The sequence below is a fragment of the Rhodopseudomonas sp. RCAM05734 genome, assembly GCF_052658035.1.
This window is the reverse complement of record NZ_CP199742.1, coordinates 476,987-497,463: the sequence shown is the minus strand read 5'-3', so window position 1 is coordinate 497,463 and position 20,477 is coordinate 476,987. Positions and strand designations below refer to the sequence as shown.

The 20,477-nt window shown below is 65.7% G+C and carries 24 protein-coding genes and 1 pseudogene; 16 read left to right on the top strand and 9 right to left on the bottom strand.

Annotated features, from left to right (window positions below; all coding sequences use genetic code 11):
- Positions 1-127: 127 nt before the first annotated feature.
- Positions 128-808, bottom strand: a pseudogene (locus ACUXVA_RS02550) (DUF2855 family protein); the annotation flags it as partial.
- Between the two features lie 25 nt (positions 809-833).
- Here ACUXVA_RS02550 and ACUXVA_RS02545 point away from each other — a divergent pair.
- Positions 834-1,118, top strand: coding sequence for a hypothetical protein (locus tag ACUXVA_RS02545; RefSeq protein ID WP_445490694.1), 285 nt, complete (start codon positions 834-836; stop codon positions 1,116-1,118).
- Between the two features lie 16 nt (positions 1,119-1,134).
- Here the strand turns inward: ACUXVA_RS02545 and ACUXVA_RS02540 are convergent, their stop codons facing one another.
- Positions 1,135-1,782 carry a DNA-3-methyladenine glycosylase family protein gene (locus ACUXVA_RS02540; protein ID WP_445490692.1) on the bottom strand — a complete coding sequence of 216 codons (648 nt, stop codon included), beginning with the start codon at positions 1,780-1,782 and terminating at the stop codon, positions 1,135-1,137.
- 36 nt (positions 1,783-1,818) lie between these two features.
- Between ACUXVA_RS02540 and gluQRS the strand changes: the two genes are divergently transcribed.
- Positions 1,819-2,688 (top strand): tRNA glutamyl-Q(34) synthetase GluQRS, encoded by an 870-nt coding sequence (gene gluQRS, locus ACUXVA_RS02535; protein WP_445490690.1) that lies wholly within the window; start codon positions 1,819-1,821, stop codon positions 2,686-2,688.
- A gap of 103 nt (positions 2,689-2,791) precedes the next feature.
- Positions 2,792-4,048, top strand: a complete 1,257-nt coding sequence (locus ACUXVA_RS02530) for an ATP-binding protein (RefSeq protein WP_445490688.1) — start codon at positions 2,792-2,794, stop codon at positions 4,046-4,048.
- On the opposite strand, the gene ACUXVA_RS02525 is transcribed toward ACUXVA_RS02530, so the two are convergent.
- Positions 3,975-4,868, bottom strand: a complete 894-nt coding sequence (locus tag ACUXVA_RS02525) for a YihY/virulence factor BrkB family protein (protein ID WP_265081723.1) — start codon at positions 4,866-4,868, stop codon at positions 3,975-3,977. The genes ACUXVA_RS02530 and ACUXVA_RS02525 overlap by 74 nt on opposite strands.
- 146 nt (positions 4,869-5,014) lie before the next feature.
- Between ACUXVA_RS02525 and ACUXVA_RS02520 the strand changes: the two genes are divergently transcribed.
- The 5 genes from ACUXVA_RS02520 to ACUXVA_RS02500 all read left to right on the top strand — a co-directional run bounded on the left by ACUXVA_RS02520 (position 5,015) and on the right by ACUXVA_RS02500 (position 8,781).
- A complete protein-coding gene (locus ACUXVA_RS02520) occupies positions 5,015-5,209 on the top strand; it encodes a twin transmembrane helix small protein (protein ID WP_265081724.1) in 195 nt (64 codons plus the stop codon).
- A 172-nt stretch (positions 5,210-5,381) separates the two neighbouring features.
- The gene (locus tag ACUXVA_RS02515) at positions 5,382-5,954 is read left to right on the top strand and encodes a cob(I)yrinic acid a,c-diamide adenosyltransferase (RefSeq protein ID WP_265081725.1); all 573 of its coding nucleotides are present in this window, start codon (positions 5,382-5,384) and stop codon (positions 5,952-5,954) included.
- 136 nt (positions 5,955-6,090) lie between these two features.
- Positions 6,091-6,840: an electron transfer flavoprotein subunit beta/FixA family protein gene (locus ACUXVA_RS02510; RefSeq protein WP_265081726.1), complete on the top strand. Its 750-nt coding sequence runs from the start codon at positions 6,091-6,093 to the stop codon at positions 6,838-6,840.
- Positions 6,840-7,784, top strand: a complete 945-nt coding sequence (locus tag ACUXVA_RS02505) for an electron transfer flavoprotein subunit alpha/FixB family protein (RefSeq protein WP_265081727.1) — start codon at positions 6,840-6,842, stop codon at positions 7,782-7,784. Before ACUXVA_RS02510 ends, ACUXVA_RS02505 begins: the two co-directional genes overlap by 1 nt.
- A gap of 115 nt (positions 7,785-7,899) precedes the next feature.
- Positions 7,900-8,781, top strand: coding sequence for a 3-hydroxybutyryl-CoA dehydrogenase (locus ACUXVA_RS02500; RefSeq protein ID WP_265081728.1), 882 nt, complete (start codon positions 7,900-7,902; stop codon positions 8,779-8,781).
- Between the two features lie 7 nt (positions 8,782-8,788).
- Here the strand turns inward: ACUXVA_RS02500 and ACUXVA_RS02495 are convergent, their stop codons facing one another.
- The gene (locus ACUXVA_RS02495; protein WP_445490684.1) at positions 8,789-9,181 is read right to left on the bottom strand and encodes a chlorophyllide reductase; all 393 of its coding nucleotides are present in this window, start codon (positions 9,179-9,181) and stop codon (positions 8,789-8,791) included.
- Between the two features lie 116 nt (positions 9,182-9,297).
- Between ACUXVA_RS02495 and ACUXVA_RS02490 the strand changes: the two genes are divergently transcribed.
- Both ACUXVA_RS02490 and ACUXVA_RS02485 read left to right on the top strand, forming a co-directional pair.
- Positions 9,298-9,843, top strand: a complete 546-nt coding sequence (locus ACUXVA_RS02490) for a DUF2975 domain-containing protein (protein WP_265081730.1) — start codon at positions 9,298-9,300, stop codon at positions 9,841-9,843.
- A 2-nt stretch (positions 9,844-9,845) separates the two neighbouring features.
- Entirely contained in the window at positions 9,846-10,064 is a 219-nt protein-coding gene (locus tag ACUXVA_RS02485) for a helix-turn-helix domain-containing protein (RefSeq protein WP_265081731.1), read from the top strand.
- A gap of 137 nt (positions 10,065-10,201) precedes the next feature.
- On the opposite strand, the gene ACUXVA_RS02480 is transcribed toward ACUXVA_RS02485, so the two are convergent.
- Positions 10,202-10,585 carry a tautomerase family protein gene (locus tag ACUXVA_RS02480; protein ID WP_265081732.1) on the bottom strand — a complete coding sequence of 128 codons (384 nt, stop codon included), beginning with the start codon at positions 10,583-10,585 and terminating at the stop codon, positions 10,202-10,204.
- A gap of 103 nt (positions 10,586-10,688) precedes the next feature.
- Between ACUXVA_RS02480 and ACUXVA_RS02475 the strand changes: the two genes are divergently transcribed.
- Positions 10,689-11,540 carry a LysR family transcriptional regulator gene (locus ACUXVA_RS02475; protein WP_445490681.1) on the top strand — a complete coding sequence of 284 codons (852 nt, stop codon included), beginning with the start codon at positions 10,689-10,691 and terminating at the stop codon, positions 11,538-11,540.
- Positions 11,541-11,606: 66 nt separating this feature from the next.
- Positions 11,607-11,801: a putative motility protein gene (locus ACUXVA_RS02470; protein WP_265081734.1), complete on the top strand. Its 195-nt coding sequence runs from the start codon at positions 11,607-11,609 to the stop codon at positions 11,799-11,801.
- A gap of 9 nt (positions 11,802-11,810) precedes the next feature.
- On the opposite strand, the gene ACUXVA_RS02465 is transcribed toward ACUXVA_RS02470, so the two are convergent.
- Positions 11,811-12,170, bottom strand: a complete 360-nt coding sequence (locus ACUXVA_RS02465) for a DUF1428 domain-containing protein (RefSeq protein WP_265081735.1) — start codon at positions 12,168-12,170, stop codon at positions 11,811-11,813.
- Between the two features lie 131 nt (positions 12,171-12,301).
- Complete coding sequence (gene tlpA / locus ACUXVA_RS02460) at positions 12,302-12,964, bottom strand: thiol:disulfide interchange protein TlpA (RefSeq protein ID WP_265081736.1); 663 nt, start codon at positions 12,962-12,964, stop codon at positions 12,302-12,304.
- A 96-nt stretch (positions 12,965-13,060) separates the two neighbouring features.
- Here tlpA and argH point away from each other — a divergent pair, with 96 nt between their 5' ends.
- The 4 genes from argH to ACUXVA_RS02440 all read left to right on the top strand — a co-directional run bounded on the left by argH (position 13,061) and on the right by ACUXVA_RS02440 (position 18,950).
- The gene (gene argH, locus ACUXVA_RS02455; RefSeq protein ID WP_445490678.1) at positions 13,061-14,458 is read left to right on the top strand and encodes an argininosuccinate lyase; all 1,398 of its coding nucleotides are present in this window, start codon (positions 13,061-13,063) and stop codon (positions 14,456-14,458) included.
- Between the two features lie 92 nt (positions 14,459-14,550).
- Complete coding sequence (gene lptM / locus ACUXVA_RS02450; RefSeq protein WP_265081738.1) at positions 14,551-14,832, top strand: LPS translocon maturation chaperone LptM; 282 nt, start codon at positions 14,551-14,553, stop codon at positions 14,830-14,832.
- Positions 14,833-14,838: 6 nt separating this feature from the next.
- A complete protein-coding gene (lysA, locus tag ACUXVA_RS02445) occupies positions 14,839-16,104 on the top strand; it encodes a diaminopimelate decarboxylase (protein WP_265081739.1) in 1,266 nt (421 codons plus the stop codon).
- Positions 16,105-16,400: 296 nt separating this feature from the next.
- A complete protein-coding gene (locus ACUXVA_RS02440; protein WP_445490675.1) occupies positions 16,401-18,950 on the top strand; it encodes a TIGR02302 family protein in 2,550 nt (849 codons plus the stop codon).
- Positions 18,951-19,171: 221 nt separating this feature from the next.
- On the opposite strand, the gene ACUXVA_RS02435 is transcribed toward ACUXVA_RS02440, so the two are convergent.
- Both ACUXVA_RS02435 and ACUXVA_RS02430 read right to left on the bottom strand, forming a co-directional pair.
- Positions 19,172-19,549, bottom strand: coding sequence for a response regulator (locus ACUXVA_RS02435; protein ID WP_265081741.1), 378 nt, complete (start codon positions 19,547-19,549; stop codon positions 19,172-19,174).
- 25 nt (positions 19,550-19,574) lie between these two features.
- Complete coding sequence (locus ACUXVA_RS02430; RefSeq protein WP_265081742.1) at positions 19,575-20,441, bottom strand: MJ0042-type zinc finger domain-containing protein; 867 nt, start codon at positions 20,439-20,441, stop codon at positions 19,575-19,577.
- Positions 20,442-20,477 lie beyond the last annotated feature (36 nt).

The following is a 20,477-nucleotide window of genomic DNA, read 5'->3' as shown; positions in this document are numbered from 1 at the left end:
GCCGGCCAGCGTGTCGCGATAGACCTGTTCGACGGCCGTGGCGCCGCGACTCTCCACTACGGTAATCGCGCGTTGCAGCAGCGGATTGAAACCGTCCCAAGCCTTGCCGAAGCGGGCGTCGATGCCGCCCGGGCCCCATTCCTTGGCGCGCTTGCGAGATCTGGTCGGGCGCGAAGAACCAGCGCGGCCGGGCTCCCGGCAATTCGGTGTCGTCGGAGGAGTCCTGATGGGTGAGCCCGACGCGCCCGCTATAGACCAGCCGGTCGCCGAAGTGGTGGTGCAGCCGCGCGCGCAAAGCGCCATTGCCGGCCATGTCGACCAAAGCGGCGGGCCGATCGTTGGGCAGTGACGCGATCTGGTCGTAGAGCACGACCTCGTCGTAACAGTCCAGTTCGCGGACGAAATCGGCATTGGCCGCCGAGGTCAGGCCGATCACCCGTATAGGCTGACGCTGCGTGTGCAGTAGGTGCGCGAGCCCGAAGGCGGTCTTGCTGGAGGCGCTGGTGAGCATCACGCTTTCGGCGCCGAAGAAATCCGCTTCGGCCAGCGCATCGTCGACCATGAACGACAGCATGAACAGTGGCCGCAGCAGTGCCTGGTAGTCACCCTGTGCGCCGGCGAAAGCGGGATCGCTACCGATGCGCGCATAGGCGTTGTAGACCGGCGCCACGCCTTGGCGGTGCAAGGCCGCATCGCGCAGGCCGCGCTTGCTGACATTGCCCGCCTCGATCTGCAGATGCGTGGCCATCGGGAAATAGCCGAACAGCCGCTCGCCTTCGGCGATTGCAGGATGCTTTGAGACGATCACATCGCCAAAACCCCATACCGGAATATTGCCGAAACCCGCCGGGGCCGGAAACAGACTGCCAGTATTTCAACGCATCGCCGAGCGTGGCGTAGGTGATGTTGTTGGCGGTGATGGCGAAGCGATCGATCTTCAGCAGGACGCCGTCTTCAGGCAGTCTGTCCGGATCGGGCAGGTGCGTCTCGATCACTTTGCAGTGCTGAAGATCGTCGCGCGCAACGATGAACTGAAAAGCACTCATTCAAGACCTCGTGTTGGTTCTTCCGCATCCTCATGCTGCACGATGAAAACTTTGCGACAGGGCCTGTTTTAAACGCTGTTCGGTTTTGTTACTTCCCGATCACGCCTTCGCGCTTCTTGATGGCGTGATAGTAGCTCCACCACAGATGCGCGGCGGCGCCGCGCAGCGGGCGCCAGGGTTCGGCCAGCGGTGCCATCTGTTTCACGGTGGGGCGCGCTGCCAGGCCAAGGCCGACCTTGATCGCCTCCTGGATCGCGACATCGCCGGCCGGCCAGGCGTCGCCGTGGCCGAGGCAGAACAGCAGATAGACGTCGGCGGTCCACGGTCCGATGCCGTGCAGTCTGGTGAGGGTGGCGTGCGCGATGTCGGCGTCCTCTTCGGCGAGCACGTCGAGATTGAGTCGCTCGCTGCCGAGCTCGCGGGCGATCCCCTTCAGCGTCTTGATCTTGGCCGTCGACAGGCCCAGACGCCCGAGGCGGTCGGCGCGCGCCTTGCGCAGGCTGTCGTGGTGGAAGGGATCGAAAGCCCCGAACACCCGGCCCCAGATCGCGGAGGCCGAGGCCACCGACACCTGCTGGCCGACAATGATCTGCGCCAGCCCGGCAAATCCCGGCTCGCGCCGGCGCAGTTTCGGCATGCCGGCGATCTCCAGGATCGGCGGCAGCCGCGGGTCGAGCTTCATCAGGCCGGCGATGGCGTCTTCGAGGTCGGACTGGCTGTTGAGATGAACGGTCATGGTGCCCTGGACTCGCGCGTCCGTACCGAGAGATCAATGCCGCCCGTCTTCCGCTTTGCGCCCAGCCCGAACGGCTACCTGCATCTCGGCCATGCTTTTTCGGCGCTGCTGAATTTCGAGCTGGCGCGGCAGGCGGGCGGCCGGCTGCTGCTGCGCATGGAGGATATCGATCCGGTTCGCAGCAAGCCGGAATTCGAGGCGGCGATCCACGAGGACCTGGCGTGGCTCGGCATCGCCTGGGAAACCCCGGTGCGGCGGCAGTCCGAACACCTCGATGTCTACCGCGCCGCCACCGACCGGCTGGCGCGCGACGGCCTGCTGTATCCGAGCTTCGAAAGCCGTGCCGAGATCGCCCGGCTGGTGGCGGCCGAGCAGGCCCGCGGCGCCTGGCCGCACGACCCCGATGGCGTCCCGCTGTATCCCGGCGTCGCCCGGTCGCTGTCGCCGGAGGCGGTTGCGCGGCTGCGTCAGGCCGGCGCGCCCACGGCGCTGCGGCTGGACATGGTGGCGGCCCGGCGCCGCGCCGGCGACCTCGGCTGGACCGAGGGCGGCCAGGGTCCCGATGGCCAGAGCGGCGCAGTGGCGGCGCGGCCGGAGGCTTGGGGCGATGTCATCCTCGCCCGCAAGGAGACGCCAACCAGCTACCACCTGTCGGTGGTGATCGACGATGCGCTGCAGGGCGTGACCGACGTGGTCCGTGGCCGGGACCTGTTCTGGTCCACCAGCGTGCACCGCCTGTTGCAGCAGTTGCTCGGCCTGCCGCAGCCGGTCTATCGGCACCACCAATTGCTCCGCGATACCGCCGGCGCCAAGCTGTCGAAGTCCATCCATGCGACCAGCCTGCGGCGGCTGCGGGCCGAGGGGGCCATGCCCGCCGATATCCGCCGGCTGGTCGGCCTGGCCTGACTGCCACAGCTTTGCCGCAAGCCGCCCACAAGCCATTGAGCAGCCTTGCGTGACTCGTTCATCCGCTTTGTGGCATGGTGAGACGGGGCCGGGTGGGGAACAAATGGCGCTGACACCGCGCACGCCGCGTACACGGCGGCCGCGCACCCAGTTGAAGGCGAAAAAGCGCGTCGCGAAGACGGCTGCCGTGAAGCCGCGCGCCCGGCGCAGTGTGGCGCGGCCGAAGGCCGGTATGGTGGAAGTAGCGCTTGCCGCCTTTGCCCATGAGGTCCGCACGCCGCTCACCGGCATCCTTGCCGTCAGCGATCTGCTCGCAACCTCCGACCTCGACGAGCGCGAGCGGCGCTGGGTCGATACCATCAAGGCCGGTGCCGAACATCTTGCCGGCTTGGCGACCCTTTTCGTCGATGCCGCGCGCAGCGGAAATTCAAAACTGCAAGTGCGTCAGGATTTTTTCGATCTGCGGGCGCTGGCCCGCAATGCCGGCGATTCGCTGGCGGGCCGGGCCGCCGCCAAGGGCCTGCAATCACGTGTCGATATTTCCGCGACATTGCCGGTGTTCGTGATCGGCGATCCGGTCCGGCTGCGCGCGGCGTTGGAAAACCTGATCGATAATGCGGTGAAGTTCACCGATCGCGGTAACGTCGAGATGAAAGTGACGTCGCTGCGCGCCGGCCGCGGCGCGGTCGGCATTGCATTCCGGGTGTCCGACAGCGGCATCGGGCTGTCGCTGGCGGAGATCAAGCGGCTGTTCCGGCCGTTCTCGCAGGCCAACGTCACCATCGCCTCGCGCTTCGGCGGGGCCGGTCTCGGCCTGTCGTCGGTGAAGCAACTGGCGCGTGCCATGGGCGGCGACATCGTGGTGGCGCCGCGCCGCGGCGGCGGCACGGTCTTCACGCTGACGGTGACGCTCGCGCGGGCGAAGGGGCCGATCGCCATCATGTCCGGGCTCGCCGACGATGCTTCGGCGGAGCCGCACCAGTCGCTGCGGGTGCTCAGCGTCGAGGACAATCCGTTCGGCCGCGTGGTGCTCAATGCGATCCTGACCGAACTCGGTCACCAGGCCGAATTCATCGGCCGAGGCGAGGCCGCCGCCGAACGTGTGGCGCAGGGCGGTTTCGACGCGGTGCTGATGGATATGGTGTTACCCGGCATCAACGGGATCGAGGCGATCCAGCGGATTCGCGCGCTGCATGCGCCGTTCGGTCAGATCGCCATCATCGGTGTGTCCGGCCGCGGCGACGACGAGGCGGCATCGCGCACCGCCGGCGCCGATGCGTTCCTGGTCAAACCGGTGTCTCCACGGGCGCTAGCGACTGCGCTGCTTGAAGCGAGACGCCATGCGGTAGCCGCGACTTGATGATGGCGGCGTTGAGTTCGCCGCCATAGACGAAGATCGCGGCAATGAAATACAGAAACACCAGCGCGATAATCACCGAGGCCAGCCCCGCATACATGGTCACGTAGTTGTTGGCGAAGCGCGCAAGGTACAGGCCGAAGCCGATGCCCGAGAGCAGCGAGGCCAGCATGGTGAAGACGATGCCGGGCAGGATCTGCAGGAAGCTGCGTCGCCCCGCCGGGAGCCATGCATGCAGGACGAACAGCGCCGTGATCATTGCCGCGATGGTGATGCCGTAACGCGCCAGGTTGAGCAGCTTCTCGTTGTTCGCCACGAGAAGCGGCACGTAGAGTCGCACGATCTCCAGCATCAGCGGGCCGAGCACGATCAGGAAGGCCATCGCCAAGGCGGTGAAGGCGGCAATCAGCGTGTAGCCGATCGACTCCAGCCGCAGCCAGTACCAGCGCCGCGGCTCGATCACCGCATAGGCGCGGTTGAGCGCGACCCGCAGGCTCTCGACGCCGTTGGAGGCAAAATACAGCGCCAGCACCACGCCGATGGTCAGGGCGTCGCCGCGGGTGGTGGTGAGGACGTCATGGATCTGGCCGGACAGGGTGCCGGCGACCTGGTCCGGCCAGACCTGCAGCAGCAGGCCAACGGCCTGGTCGGCGAGGCCCTTGGACCCGACGAACCCTGCCAGCGACGCCAGCACGATCAGGAACGGAAACAGGGCCATCAGCGACGACAGCGCGATATGGCTGGCGATCGCCCAGCCGTCATCGGCGAGAAACGTATAGAAGGCGTCCAGCCCGACATGAACGACGTAGCGAATCTGCCTCACATGCCACCTTGCCCGGGGAGATCCGACCGTCGACGGATTCACGTTACCATCTGATATCTACGGATAAAAAGCCAGATCGTTGCAGCCTCGCGATCAATTTCACAGCAGTGATGGCGAACCCGCAAATGCGGTGTTATGTAGCGCCGATGACAACATTTCTGAGCACCATTCTTCTTCCCTTCGCGGTGGGCGCGGTTGCGCTGGTCCTGCTGCTTGGCCTGATCAACATGATGCGCGGCGGCTCGCCGAACCGTTCGCAGAAGCTGATGCGCTGGCGCGTGGCGCTGCAGTTTGTCGCCATCGTCGTCACCATGGCGACGGTCTGGGCGATGGGACGGTAAGCAAACAGACGCAGGTGCCGCGCCCTGGATGCTGCGCAACGCGCGGCGCTTGCCGCGTGGTGCGCTGCCGATCCGGGGCCCCCGGGGATGCGAATGAAACCGGGATTCTGGATCTGCGCAACGGCATGAATAATGCCGCAGCGCGTCCGGGAAACGTTCGAGGAAACAGGCGATGGTCGTTCTCAACAAGATCTACACCCGTACCGGCGACGACGGCACCACCGCGCTGGGGTCGGGCGAGCGCCGTCCCAAATACGATCTGCGCATTTCCGCCTATGGAACCGTGGACGAGACCAATGCGTCGATCGGCGTCGTCAGGCTGCATCTCGCCGATGCGCCGGCGCTCGATGCCATGCTGCGGCTGATCCAGAACGACCTGTTCGACCTCGGTGCCGATCTGGCGGTGCCGCAGCGCGACGGCAAGGCCGAGCGGCTGCGCATGCTGGCCAGTCAGGTCGACCGGCTGGAGCGCGACATCGACAGCCTGAACGAGAAGCTGGCGGACCTGACATCCTTCGTGCTGCCGGGCGGTAAGCCGGCCGCGGCATATTTGCATGTCTCCCGCACCATTTGCCGCCGGGCGGAACGGATCATGGTCGAACTCGCGGCCCACCCGGGCGAGCCGGTCTCCGACGCCGCCATCCAGTACATGAACCGGCTGTCGGATTTCCTGTTTGTTGCCAGCCGTACGGTCAACGACAATGGCGCCGGCGACGTGCTGTGGGTTCCCGGCCAGAACCGCTAGGCCGCGGCAGGCCCGAGGGGCTCGATTTTTGGCTTTCGCGCGTTGACCGCCGATAGCGGGCGCTTTAGGTTCCGCGCCCAAGCTGATCCCAGCTTCCAAGCTGATGAAACGAAGAAACTCATACGAAAGAGGATCGATGAAGGTTCTGGTGCCGGTCAAGCGGGTTGTCGATTACAACGTCAAGGTTCGCGTCAAGAGCGACGGAACCGGCGTCGAACTCTCCAACGTCAAGATGTCGATGAATCCGTTCGATGAAATCGCCGTCGAGGAAGCCCTGCGCCTGAAAGAGGCCGGCAAGGCGACCGAGGTGGTGGTCGTGTCCATCGGGCCGGCGCAGGCGTCGGAAACCATCCGCACCGGCCTCGCCATGGGCGCCGACCGCGGCATCCTGGTGAAGGCCGAGGGCATCGTCGAGCCGCTTGCGGTCGCCAAGATCCTCAAGGCCATCGTCGACGAAGAGAAGCCCGGTCTTGTCATTCTCGGCAAGCAGGCGATCGACGATGACAGCAACCAGACCGGCCAGATGCTGGCCGCCTTGCTCGGCTGGTCGCAGGCGACCTTCGCCTCCAAGCTGGAAGTCGACGGGGCCGATTTCGTGGTTTCCCGTGAAGTCGACGGCGGTTCGCAGACCGTGAAGCTCAAGGGGCCGGCCATCGTCACCACCGACTTGCGCCTCAACGAGCCGCGCTACGCCAGCTTGCCGAACATCATGAAGGCGAAGAAGAAGCCGATCGCCGACAAGAGCGCCGCCGATTACGGCGTCGACCTGACGCCGCATCTCGAGATCATCAAGACCACCGAGCCCGAAGGCCGCAAGGCCGGCGTCAAGGTCAAGGACGTCGCCGAGCTGATTTCGAAACTCAAGACCGAAGCCGGGGTGATCTGATGACCACGCTTTTGATTGCCGAACACGAACACGCCACCCTCAAGGATTCCACCAACAAGGCGCTGACTGCTGCGACGCAGCTCGGCGGCGAGGTGCACGTCCTGGTCGCCGGTGGCGGCGAAGGCACCAAGGCCGCGGCGGAAGCCGCCGCCAAGCTGGCCGGCGTCACCAAGGTGCTGCTGGCCGACGATGCCGTCTATGCCCACGACCTCGCCGAGCCGCTGGCCGCGCTGATCGTGTCGCTGGCTCCCGCCTACGATGCCTTCGTGGCGCCCGCTACCTCGCGCTTCAAGAACGTGATGCCGCGCGTCGCAGCATTGCTCGACGTGATGCAGGTCTCGGAAATCACCAAGGTGATTGCGCCGGATACGTTCGAACGCCCGATCTATGCCGGCAATGCGATCCAGACCGTGAAGTCGAAGGACGCCAAGAAGGTCATCACCGTGCGCACCTCGACCTTCGCCGCTGCGGCGGGCGAAGGCGGCAGCGCTTCGGTGGAAGCCGCGGCGACCGCCGGCGATCCCGGCCTGTCGACGTTTGTCGGCGAGGAAGTCGCCAAGAGCGACCGTCCGGAACTGACCTCGGCGAAGATCATTGTGTCCGGTGGTCGTGCCATGCAGAGCCGCGAGAACTTCACCAAATACATCGAGCCGCTGGCCGACAAGCTCGGTGCCGGCGTCGGTGCCTCGCGCGCCGCGGTGGATGCCGGCTACGCCCCCAACGACTGGCAGGTCGGCCAGACTGGCAAGGTGGTCGCGCCTGAATTGTACATCGCGATCGGCATTTCCGGCGCGATCCAGCATCTCGCCGGCATGAAGGACTCCAAGGTGATCGTCGCGATCAACAAGGACGAGGACGCGCCGATCTTCCAGGTCGCCGATTACGGACTGGTGGCGGATCTCTACCAGGCGGTGCCGGAACTCACCGAAGCGCTCGGGAAGTAACGGCCGCTCAAGCTGACCGACACATTGGCCGGAGCAACGGACTCCGGCCGGTGTTTATGCAAGAATGCAAGCGCGCCGCGATATGCGCGGCCCTGCGCTCCAACGAGATGGCAAGATGGCGGACATGATCAAGAAAGTCGGCGTGATCGGCTCGGGCCAGATGGGCAACGGCATCGCGCACGTCGCCGCATTGGGCGGCTTCGACGTCGTCCTCAACGACGTCTCGGCCGACCGGCTGAAGTCGGCCATGGCCACCATCAACGGCAACCTGTCGCGGCAGGTGTCGAAGAAGATCATCAGCGAGGACGCCCGCAAGCAGGCGCTGGAGAAGATCACCTCCGCCGAGACCATGGACGGGCTCGCCGACTGCGATCTCGTGATCGAGACCGCGGTCGAGAAGGAAGAGACCAAGCGCAAGATCTTCCACGATCTGTGCGCGGTGCTGAAGCCCTCAGCGATCATCGCTTCCAACACCTCGTCGATCTCCATCACCCGACTGGCGGCCTCCACGGATCGCCCCGAAAAATTCATCGGCATTCACTTCATGAATCCGGTGCCGCTGATGGAGCTGGTGGAGCTGATCCGCGGCATCGCTACCGACGATGCCACCTTCGACACGTCGAAGGCATTCGTCAGCAAGCTCGGGAAGCAGATCGCCGTCTCCGAGGATTTCCCGGCCTTCATCGTCAACCGCATCCTGCTGCCGATGATCAACGAGGCGATCTACACGCTGTATGAAGGCGTGGGCAACGTCGAGGCGATCGACGCCGCGATGAAGCTCGGCGCGCATCATCCGATGGGGCCGCTCGAACTGGCGGACTTCATCGGCCTCGATACCTGTCTCTCGATCATGCAGGTGCTGCACGAGGGCCTCGCCGATTCCAAATACCGGCCGTGCCCGTTGCTGGTGAAATACGTCGAAGCCGGATGGCTCGGCCGCAAGACCCAGCGCGGTTTCTACGACTACCGCGGCGACAAGCCGGTCCCGACGCGCTGATCGCTTGTTACCTGATCTCGCACTCAGCTCTCTTTAGCAGTTCGCCGACGATCAGCGGCGTTGCTGGCGTCTCGCCCGGATTGTCGGCGGTGCGCGCTCGCGCCAGCGCGGCCTGCACAAGCGCCTCGTCGATGGCAAGCCGGCGCCTGCAGTTCAATCGGCTCGCTTGCGACCTTCCCTTGGCCTGATCCATCAGCACGCCAGCCGTTTCTCCCACGCCGGCAAGATAGGCCATCATCACCTGCCGCGCGGTCGCATTGGCGGCGGCCCGATCCAGCATGCTCTGCACCTGCGTGACCGAAATTTTGCCCTGCGACGTGCTCGATGCGGCCCTGGCCGTCGGGACGTTGAAAAGCACGATGGCTGCGGCACAGGTCGTATAGACGCGAAAAGCGCGCATGTCGGTCTCCATAGGTTGTTTTGCAGATATTTATTATTGTGAAACGATAATTGTCAAGCTATAGAGGGCCATCAGAAAAAAGGAGAAAGAGCATGGCCGTAACTGCAGGATCGCGATTGGCGCGGACGCCGGACGACCGGGCGCGCATCGTTCGCTTGAGCAGCCTGATGTCGAAACTCTGTCTGGCGGTCGCCCTCATCTTGACCGGCGGGCTGGTGGTCTACTGGCTGGTGACGCCCACCGAGGCGGTGTTTCAGCAGGCCGGCATTCCCGGCTTTCCGGTGGTGGAGATCGGTATTGGCGTGCGTGTCATGGCGATTTTGATATCGGCTGTACCGCTCGGCTGCCTGGTCTGGGGGCTGCTGCAGGCCGGTCGATGTTTCGACGCGTTTGCTGCCGGCAACTTCTTCACGGCCGAACCGGCCCAGCGATTGCGGGCCTTTGCGATCGCCATCCTGCTATCGACGATCCTCAAGCCGGTCGCCGGCGCGGCCCTGTCGGTGCTGCTCAGCGGAGCCGGCAGGGCCGGCGGCAGGACACTGGTGTTGACCGTCGGCTCGGACACCTTGATGGCGCTGGTGTTCGCCGGGCTGATTGCGGTGATCGCGTGGGTGATGGCGCAGGCCCGTACGCTCGCCGACGAAAACGCTCAGTTCGTCTGATCATGCCGATCAGGATCAGGCTCAACGTCATGCTCGCCGAACGCAACGTCAGATCGAAGGAACTGGCGGAGTATGTCGGTATCACCGAGGCCAACCTGTCGCTGCTGAAGCAGGGCAAGGTCAAGGGCGTCCGTTTCGAGACGCTGGAGAAGATCTGCGAATATCTGCGCTGCCAGCCCGGCGACCTGATGGTCTGGGAGCCGGGCAAGCCTGATACGTAAGGCGGCATGGCCGAAGCGGGAAGTTCTGCTAGTTCAGCGCATGCATCAGCCGGGTCACCGCCGGCACGAGCTTATGACCGTGGCCGTGCCCATGCCGAGGCCCAGCAAATGCGCCGTCAGGGCGATGCGCAGGTCGATCACTTGACGTATTGCGCCCCGCCGTGCCCGAACGACCAGTTCTCCGGCAGCACTTCCACGAGATTGATGAAGATGTCTTCGGGCCGCAGGCCGGGGTTTTCGCCGAGGCGTTCGACGATCCGCCGGTACAGGGCCTGCTTCTTCGCCAGCGGTCGGGTGTTGCTGACGGTGAGCTGGATCAGCACCAGGTCGTCGCTGCGCTGGATGCCGAGATAGTCGGCGCCGTAGTTGAAATCCTCGCCGTCATGCTGGGAAATGGTCATGAAGCGGTCGCCCTCGGGCACGTCGTAGGTCTCGCGCATGGCCTCGTAGAGGTTGTCCATGATGGCCTGGCGATAGGCTGCAGACTTGCCCCGTCTCATCGAAATGCGTGTCAGCGGCATTGGAAGCTCCCTTGGAAGTGATGGGGAAGACATAGCGTGCGCTTGATCATTTAAAAACGCCATGAAATAACATTTCAATGATGCTGAATTTAAATGGTCGCCGATGAAGACGCTTGATGTCGAGGCGGTCCAGGCCTTCGTGCTGGTGGCCGACCTGAACAGTTTTACCCGGGCCGCCGAAGCCATGGGGAGCACGCAGTCGGCGATCAGTCTGAAGATCAAACGGCTGGAAAGCGGGCTCGGCCGACGGCTGCTGGAACGCACGCCGCGGCTGGTGCGGCTGTCCGCGGAGGGCACGGCCTTCCTGGCATCGGCACGCCGGCTGGTGGCGGCGCATCAGTCGGCGCTCGGTTCGTTTGCCGTGGAGCGGCGCCGCCTGGTGGTCGGCATCAGCCATCACATCGTCGGCGCGGATCTGGCGCAGGTGCTGAAGCGCATGAACGCCAGCGACCCCGCTTTGGTGATCGAGCTGCATATCGACACCTCGCGCGTCATGCTGGACGCGTTCGAGGGTGGCGCGCTGGACGCCGCCATCGTGCTGCGCCACGACGCCCACCGTCGCGATGGCGAGGTTCTGCTCGAGGAGGACTTCGGCTGGATGGCCGCGCCCGATTTCAATCACCCGCCGGGCGAACCGCTGCGGCTGGCGACCCAGGCACAACCCTGCAGCGTGCGCGCCATGGCCATCGGTGCGCTCGATGCCGCCGGCATCCCGTGGCAGGAGGTGTTTGTCGGTGGCGGAATCGCGACCATCGGCGCGGCTATTTCAGCCGGGCTGGCAATCGCCGCGCTGGTGCCGCGGGTGGCGCCTGCGGGCTGTCTCGATCTGGGACCGCGGCTCGGCCTGCCGCGTCTGCCGCGCCGCGAGGTGCTCCTGTATTCGAGCCTGACCGACGCCCGTGCCCGCGGCGCGCTGCGCGCGCTCGGCGCGGCCTTCCGCGCCAATGCCGGCTGACAGCTGCCGCGGAAACATTCGTTAACGAATTCCGGGCTACATCTTCTGCGGTACGGAGTAGCGTTGATGGATATGGCCCTGGTTGCAAGCGCTCTCGCCATGAAGGCGGCGGGAACTCAATCGCAGATCGGTACTGCGATCATGAAGTCGAACGCGGACATGGAAAAATCTACCGTGCTGACGCTGCTCGGCGGCGCCCAGCAGTCGTCGCAGGCCAATCTTGCTGCCGGCGTCGGTGGTAATCTCGACATCGCCGCCTGACGTTTCCGCTCAGGACTCGACCAGGCTCTTGAAGCCGCCATAGATCAGCCGCTTGCCGTCGAACGGCATCGCCTTCGGATCCATCATCTTTGCCAGCCGTGGGTCCTTCATCACCTTGCCGTTGATGCGGTCACGGTCGCGGCGCGATTTGTAGACGATGTAGGAAAAAACCACGACTTCGTCGGGCTTCAGCTTCACGCTGCGCGGAAACGAAGTGACCTTGCCGACGCTGACATCGTCGGCGATGCATTCGTGATAGTCGAGCGCGCCGTGCTCGCGCCACACCTTGCCGGCCTTGCGCGCCAGGCTGCGATAGGCGGCGAGTTTCTTCTTCGGCACCGGTACGATGAATCCGTCCACATAGGCCATGCAATGTCCTCCCTTGCGTTGGCGCGCACGGGCAGGTTTCGGCGCGCTCTTATGACAAAGACGGGCGAGAGGACGACAATCCGACCGTCCGGCGCTCTTTCGGAGGCGACATCTGGACGCAGGGCCGGTGGCTATTTCTGTAGCGCCGCCTTCACCAGTTTCACGGCGTCGTCGCTGGCCCATTCCGCGGGGCCGGCGATGGTGGCGATCTCGCAGCCCTTGCGGTCGATCAGCACCGAGGTAGGCATGCCCAGCGCCCGGCCGACGGCCTTCAGGTCCTGAAACACCTTGGCGTTGCTGTCGCTGAAATAGCCGAGCTTTTCGAGATTGCCGTCTTTCAGGAAGGCTTTCGGCTTGGCGGGGTCGCGGGTGTCGATGTTGATCGCCACCACCTCGAAATCGGGTCCGCCCAGTTTGCCCTGCAGTTGGTCCAGCGCCGGCATTTCCTTGCGGCAGGGCACGCACCAGGTCGCCCACAGGTTCACCAGTACCGTCCGGCCGCGCCAGTCGGACAGCTTCTTCGGCTGACCGTCGGCGTCCTTGAACGTCAGATCCGGGATCTGCAGCGGCGCCGAGGCCATGGTCAATGCGGCGACCTCGCCATGGGCCAAGGGCGCCAGTTTCTTCGCCTGCGCCACTGCCGGCAGGCAGGTGGGGTCGACCGGAGCAGCCGAGCGCCACAGCCCGTCGAAATTGGCAACCGCAGCATAACCGATGATCGCCCCGACCACGACCGCGCCGATCACGAAAGGACGCCGGCTGCGGGCCGGGCTGGTGGGAGGCGTGTCAGGCATATCGTTTGTCATTCCGTGTCAGATCCGGCTATGCAGAGCCCAGTGAGGCAATCGAGCCGGTGCGGCAGGTCCGCGGGCTCAAGATGAGTGGCAGTCATGAGCAACAAGATGTGGGGCGGTCGGTTCAGCGAGCGCCCCGACGCGATCATGGAAGAAATCAATGTTTCCATCGACGTCGATCGCCACCTTTATGCCCAGGACATTGCCGCGTCCAAGGCGCATGCCGCCATGCTCGCCAAGCAAGGCATTATCACGGCCAGTGATGCGAAAAATATCGCCAAGGGTCTAGACACGATCCTGTCAGAAATCGAGCAGGGCAAATTCACCTTCAAGCGCGCGCTCGAGGACATTCACATGAATGTCGAGAGCCGGCTGACCGAGATCATGGGCCCGGCCGCCGGGCGGCTGCATACCGCACGCTCGCGCAACGACCAGGTCGCCACCGATTTCCGGCTCTATGTCCGCGATACCCTCGACGAGACCGATGCCGCTTTGGCCGCGCTGCGGCTGGCGCTGGTGGATCGGGCGCTCGAGCACGCCGAGACGGTGATGCCGGGCTTCACCCATCTGCAGACCGCACAGCCGGTCACCTTCGGCCATCATCTGATGGCCTATGTCGAGATGACGGCGCGCGACCGCGGCCGCTTCCAGGATGCGCGCAAGCGGCTCAACGAAAGCCCGCTCGGCGCCGCGGCGCTGGCCGGCACCTCGTTTCCGATCGACCGCCACGCCACCGCCAAGGCGCTCGGCTTCGATCGTCCCATGAACAATTCGCTCGACGCGGTGTCCGACCGCGACTTCGTGCTGGAGACCCTGTCGGCAGCCTCGATCTGCGCGGTGCACCTGTCGCGCTTGGCCGAGGAGATCGTGATCTGGACCTCGCCGCTGGTCGGGCTTGTCCGTCTCAGCGACAAGTTCACCACCGGCTCGTCCATCATGCCGCAGAAGCGCAACCCCGACGCCGCCGAACTGGTGCGCGCCAAGACCGGCCGCATCATCGGCGCGCTCACCGGGCTGCTGATCGTCATGAAGGGCCTGCCGCTGGCCTATCAAAAGGATATGCAGGAGGACAAGCAGGGCGCCATGGAGGCCTTCGGCGCGCTGTCGCTGGCGATTCGCGCCATGACCGGCATGGTCCTCGACATCGTTCCGGACGAGGCCCGCATGCACGCTGCGGCCGGCGAGGGCTATGCCACCGCCACCGATCTCGCCGACTGGCTGGTGCGGACCCTGAAAATGCCGTTCCGCGATGCCCATCATGTCACCGGCCGGATCGTCGCCAGGGCATCGAAGGACGGCGTGGCGCTGCACGAACTGCCGCTGGCGGAGATGCAGGCCATCGAGCCGAAGATCACCGCCGCGGTGATGGCGGTGCTGTCAGTGGAATCCTCGGTGAAAAGCCGGGTCAGCTATGGCGGCACGGCGCCGAAAAACGTCAAGGCGCAGGCCAAGTCCTGGCTCAAGCGGCTGGAAAAAGAGCGAAAATTGGGCTGATCGGGTTGATCTGCAGAAAATTCAGTCCGGCCCGGGGTCTCGCCAGAGCGAGGCAATCTTTGTAAGGTGCCGGGGTATTTGGGGATATCGCCGTGAATCTGACGACCCGCCCTGCGTCTTCGCGATGGGCTCTTCTTGTTCTGACCGCTACCGCACTGGCCCTGGCCGGTTGCGGCCGTAAGGGCGGGCTCGATCTGCCGCCGCAGTCGTCTGCGCAGCCGCTGGCCGGCTCCGCGGCGGCAGTTGATCCGGATGCGGACGGCGCGGCCGGCAAGGGTTCAGCCCTGTTCAGTACCGCTCCCGGCGACAACGGCCAGCCGTTGGCCGCCAAGGGGCGCAAGAAGCCGTTCCTCCTCGACCCGCTGCTGGACTAAGCCGCCGTGCGCCATTTCGATTACCGCAACGGCGTGTTTCACGCCGAGGGTGTGAATATTGCCGAGGTGGCGGAAGCCGTCGGCACGCCGTTCTACTGTTATTCGACGGCGACGCTGGAGCGGCACTACCGGGTGTTCAGCGAGGCCTTTGCCGATGTGAAGACGCTCGTCTGCTACGCGATGAAGGCCAATTCCAACCAGTCGGTGCTGCGCACGCTGGCGAAGCTTGGCGCCGGTGCCGATGTGGTTTCCGGCGGCGAGCTGAAGCGCGCGCTGGCGGCCGGCATCCCGCCGTCGAAGATCCTGTTCTCCGGCGTCGGCAAGACTGCCGCCGAACTGCGCGCGGCGCTTTCGGAAGACATTCTCTGCATCAACGTCGAATCGGAGCCGGAGCTCGAACTGCTCTCGGCCATCGCCGCCGAGATGGGCCGCACTGCGCGGATTTCGGTGCGGGTCAATCCCGACGTGGATTCCGGCGGCCATGCCAAGATCACCACCGGCAAGTCGGAGAACAAGTTCGGCATTCCGCTCAGCCGCGCGCGTGCGGTCTATGCACGCGCCGCCGCATTGCCGGGCATTCAGGTCACCGGCGTCGACATGCATATCGGCAGCCAAATCACCGACCTCGCGCCGATGGAAACCGCGTTCCGGCTGCTGGCCGACTTCGTTACGGTGTTGCGCAGCGACGGCCATACCATCAGCCATGTGGATTTCGGCGGCGGTCTCGGCATCCCCTATTATGAGGACCGCGCGGTGCCGCCGGAGCCGGCGGCCTATGCCGCCATGGTCAAGCGCGTCAGCCACAACCTCGGCTGCACGCTGATGTTCGAGCCCGGCCGCATGATCGTCGGCAATGCCGGCATCCTGGTCGCCAAGGTGATTTACGTGAAGCACGGCGACGGCAAGACCTTTGTCATCATCGATGCCGCCATGAACGACCTGATCCGCCCCACACTGTACGAGGCCTATCACGAGATTTTGCCGGTCCGTGAAGCGGGCGCTGATGATGCGATGATCGTCGCCGACGTGGTCGGTCCTGTCTGCGAGACCGGCGACTATCTCGCGCTGGACCGCAAGCTGCCGGCGCCGAAGCCCGGCGACCTCGTGGCGGTGATGACCGCCGGTGCCTATGGCGCGGTGCAGGCTGGCACCTACAACACCCGCCCTCTGGTGCCCGAAGTGCTGGTCAACGGCGATCAATACGCCGTGGTCCGCCCGCGCGTGGAGGTCGAGGATCTCATCGCCATGGACAAGATCGCGCCCTGGCTGTGAGCTGACCTCTGGTGCCCGGCAAAGGCTGTCGTCGCCCGGCCTGCGCGCACTTGCGCGCCGGGACCGGGCGATCCAGTAAACTCAGAGCCATCGGTGTGTACTGGGTCACCCGTCGAGCCGGGTGACGGCAGCCGGAGATGGCGGCACCGTCTTCGACACCGCCGTCCTCACGCCTTCGTGACCCCATCGCGCCGAAATCGCCTTAGGCTCACGCCTTGCATGTGGGTTGTATCGTTTGCGGCATGCCTCACTGTTGCCGCCGTGCTAGGCTGCTATTCGGTAACCCGGAGATTTTGTTGAGCGGTTCGCCCCCCGACCGACCAGTACCATCGCGCGATCCCGACGCGCTGGCGCAGCATCAGCTGGCGCAGGCGCTGCTGCGGGCGCGTGTCGCGATCGGGTGGGAGCGGCTGTGGCCGCATTTGGCCCGCCTGTCCAGCATGGTTGGCCTGTTTCTGGTCGTCTCGTGGGCGGGGCTTTGGCTGGCGCTGCCGTTCATCGCCCGGGCCATCGGGCTCGGCCTGTTCGTGCTGCTGGCCCTGGCATCGCTGTTTCCGCTACGCAAATTCCGCTGGCCGAGCCGCGACGACGGCCTTGCCCGGCTCGACCGCGGTACCGGCATCCGCCATCGCCCGGTCACCGCGCTTGCCGATACGCTGGCCTCGAAGGACCCCGTCGCGCTGGCGCTGTGGCAGGCGCAGCGCGAACGCACTTTGGCCTCGGTCAAGCGGATCCGCGCCGGGCTGCCGTCGCCGCGGCTCGCGCTTCACGATCCGTGGGCGCTGCGAGCCCTGGTGATCGTGGCCATGGTCGCCACCTTCATCGCCGCCGGCGGCGAGCGCGTCCAGCGAATCGCCGCGGCGTTCGACTGGAACGGCGTGCTGGCGCCGGCCAATGTCCGCGTCGATGCCTGGGTCACCCCGCCGCTTTATACCGGCAAGCCGCCCATCATCCTGTCCGCTGCCAACAAGGATGCCGCCGCCGCAGATGCTGCCGCGCTACCGGTGCCGGCCGGCAGCACGCTGATCGTGCGCTCCAGCGGCGGCGCGCTCGATGTCGCGCTCGGCGGCGGCGTTACCGAGGTCGCGCCGACCGCGGAAGCGCCCAAGGGCACCAACGAGCGGCACTTCACCATCGCCGGCAACGGCACCGCCCATGTCCGCGCGCCCTCGGGCCAGCCGGTCTGGACCTTCACCGCAACGGCGGACCGCGCCCCGAGCATCGCGCTGGCCAAGGATCCGGAACGCCAGGCCCGCGGCTCGCTGCAGATGTCCTACAAGCTCGAGGACGATTACGGCGTCACCGAAGCCCACGCGCAATTCGCCTTACGCAACGCCGATGCCAAGGGCGACAAGCCGCGGCCGCTGTTCGAGCCGCCGGGCTTCGCGCTGGTGCTGCCCAATGCGCGGACCCGCAACGGCGTCGGCCAGACCGTCAAGGACCTCAGCGAGGATCCCTATGCGGGCGCCGATGTGACGCTGACGCTGACCGCCAAGGACGAGGCCGCCAACGAAGGCAAAAGCGAGCCGTTCAATACCAGACTGCCGGAGCGGTTGTTCACCAAGCCGCTGCCGCGCGCGCTGATCGAGCAGCGCCGCAATCTGGCGCTCGACGCCAACCAGAGTTCGCAGGTTGCGGTGGCGCTCGCCGCGCTGATGATCGCGCCGGAAGCGTTCACGCCGGAGGCGGGCCAGTATCTCGGCCTGCGCAGCGTCGCCACCCAGCTCGACCGCGCCCGCACCGATGCGGCGCTGCGCGAGGTGGTGGCCAGCCTTTGGGCGCTTGCCGTGACCATCGAGGACGGCGACATCACCGACGTCGACAAGGCGCTGAAGGCGGCCCAGGAGGCGCTCAAGCAGGCGCTGGAGCGCGGCGCCAGCGACGAGGAGATCAAGAAGCTCACCGAAAATCTGCGCGCGGCGCTCGACAAGTTCCTGAAACAGCTGGCCGAGCAGATGAAGCAGAATCCGCAGCAGCCGGCGCGTCCGCTCGATCCCAACACCAAGGTGATGCGGCAGCAGGACCTCAACAACATGATCGAGCGGATGGAGCGGCTGTCGCGCTCCGGCGACAAGGACGCCGCCAAGCAGCCGCTCGAACAGATGCAGCAGATGCTCGAGAACCTGCAGATGGCGCAGCCCGGCCAGTCCGGCGACGGCGAGATGGAGCAGGCGCTCAACGAGCTCGGCGACATGATCCGCAAGCAGCAGCAGCTCCGCGACAAGACCTTCAAGCAGGGTCAGGATTCGCGGCGCGACCGGATGCGCGGCAAGCCCGGTGAGCAGGGCATGGGCGACCTGCAGCAGGACCAGCAGAGCCTGCGCGATCGCCTGAAGAAATTGCAGGACCAACTCGCCAAGCAGGGCCTGGGCAAGGGACAGAAGGGCGAAAAAGGCGAAAAGGGTCAGGGCGGCGAACAGGGCCAGGGCGAGCAGGGTGACGGCGATGGCCTCGGCGATGCCGACAACGCCATGGGCGACGCCAGCGGCCGGCTCGGCGAAGGCAATGCCGACGGCGCGGTGGATTCCCAGGGCCGTGCCCTCGATGCTCTGCGCAAGGGCGCGCAGTCGCTGGCACAGGCGATGCAGCAGGGTGACGGCGAGGGCCAGGGCGACGGTCCCGGCAACGCACCGGGCCGCCAGCAGAGTGGTGGACGCGACACCGATCCGCTCGGTCGGCCGCTGCGCGGCCGCGAACTCGGCGACGATCTGACGGTGAAGATTCCCGGCGAGATCGACGTCCAGCGGGTCCGCCGCATCCTCGAGGAACTGCGCCGCCGCCTCGGCGACACCAGCCGCCCGCAGCTCGAGCTCGACTACATCGAACGGCTGCTGAAGGATTATTGAGGGGCGCTTCTGCTTTTCCCCTCCCCCAGCAAAGCGAAGCTTTGCGCCGTGGGAGAGAGTGCCTGAGCGAAGCGAAGGCGGGAGAGGGAAAGCCGCGAGCGCCGTTGCCGCCGCAACAGCCCCCTCTCCCGTCTCGAACCCGCTTCGCGTGTTCGATCCACCCTCTCCCGCCAACGCAGCTTCGCTGCGTCGGGGGAGAGGGGAAAAGGAGAGCGCCGCCCCTAATCCCTTGTCCGCGACGCCAGCGCATCCGCGACCGCGGTACGGATGTCCGCCACGGAGAACGGCTTCGTGACCACGTCGTGGACGATGGCATTGAGGCCGGAGGCGCGTTCGCGCTGGTCGGCGAAACCGGTCATCAGCAGGATGGTCAGGTCGGGAAAGTCGCGTGCGGCGGCCAGCGCCAGCGCGATGCCGTCCATCACCGGCATCTTGATGTCGGTCAGCAGCAGGTCGAAGGCGCCGTCCTGATCGGTCAGGATCTCGAGGGCCTCGGCGCCGTCCTGCGCGGTCACGATGTCGTGGCCGTCCAGCGCGATGGCGCGCGCCACCAGCAGGCGCATGGATTCCTCGTCATCGGCGATCAGCACGCGGGGCATTGTCTCTCCGTCAAACCAGGGCGCGTCAGGCGCCGATATCGCGCTTGTTGAAGAAACGCACGTCGATGGTGCGGCCTTCTGCCGGCGGCGACGCCAGCCGCGACTTGAACCACGCCTTGTCGCCGGGATTGAGGCCTTGCTGGTCCAGCACGGCCGTCCAGGCGTAGATCTCGGTGCCGTGTTCGTCACGGACAACAAAGCGCAGCCGCGGCATCGCCACGGGCTTGGTGTGGCTGTCGCCGACGATATTGCCCTCGATCACCAGCACGCGCTTGCCGTCGACCTCCTCGGTGGCGACCTTGACGTCCTTGAACGACAGGCCCCGCAAATTGACGCCGAGGCCGACGGCTTTGTAAAATGACGCGGTTTGCGGCATCAGCTTGACCACGTCGACCCGCCAGATCATCAGGGCTAGCACCAGGGCGGCCATGCCGGCGCAGGCGATCGAGGAGTTGATGCGCGGCAGGAACGGGATGCGGGCCGGCATCGATGGCGCCAGGCCGCGCAGGCGTGACAGTGCGGCTGACAGGCGCGAGGTCTTGGCGTCAGCCGGGGCGAGGGCCGGTTCGTCCTGGGCCTCTTCGGCCCAGGCGGGATTTTCGGGCGGCTCTTCGGCGGGCAAGGCGCTGGCGATCGACGGGCTTTCGACCAGCGGCTGATCCTGATCCGCGCTGTCGTCGTCGGTCAGACCCCAGGCGTTCATGTCGTCGTCCGGCGGGGGCGGTGGTGCCGCGGCCGCTGCGGGAACCAGTGCCTCGCGACGGGCGAGATCCTCCGGCTGCGCCAGCCACACTTCCTTGCAGCGCGCGCAGCGCACAGTGCGCCCGGCATCGCCGAAGGTCGCCGGATTGACGGCGTAGGCTGTCGTACAGTTGGGACAAACGATATGCATGGAGCTATTCGCCAATGACATTGCCGGCAGGCTACA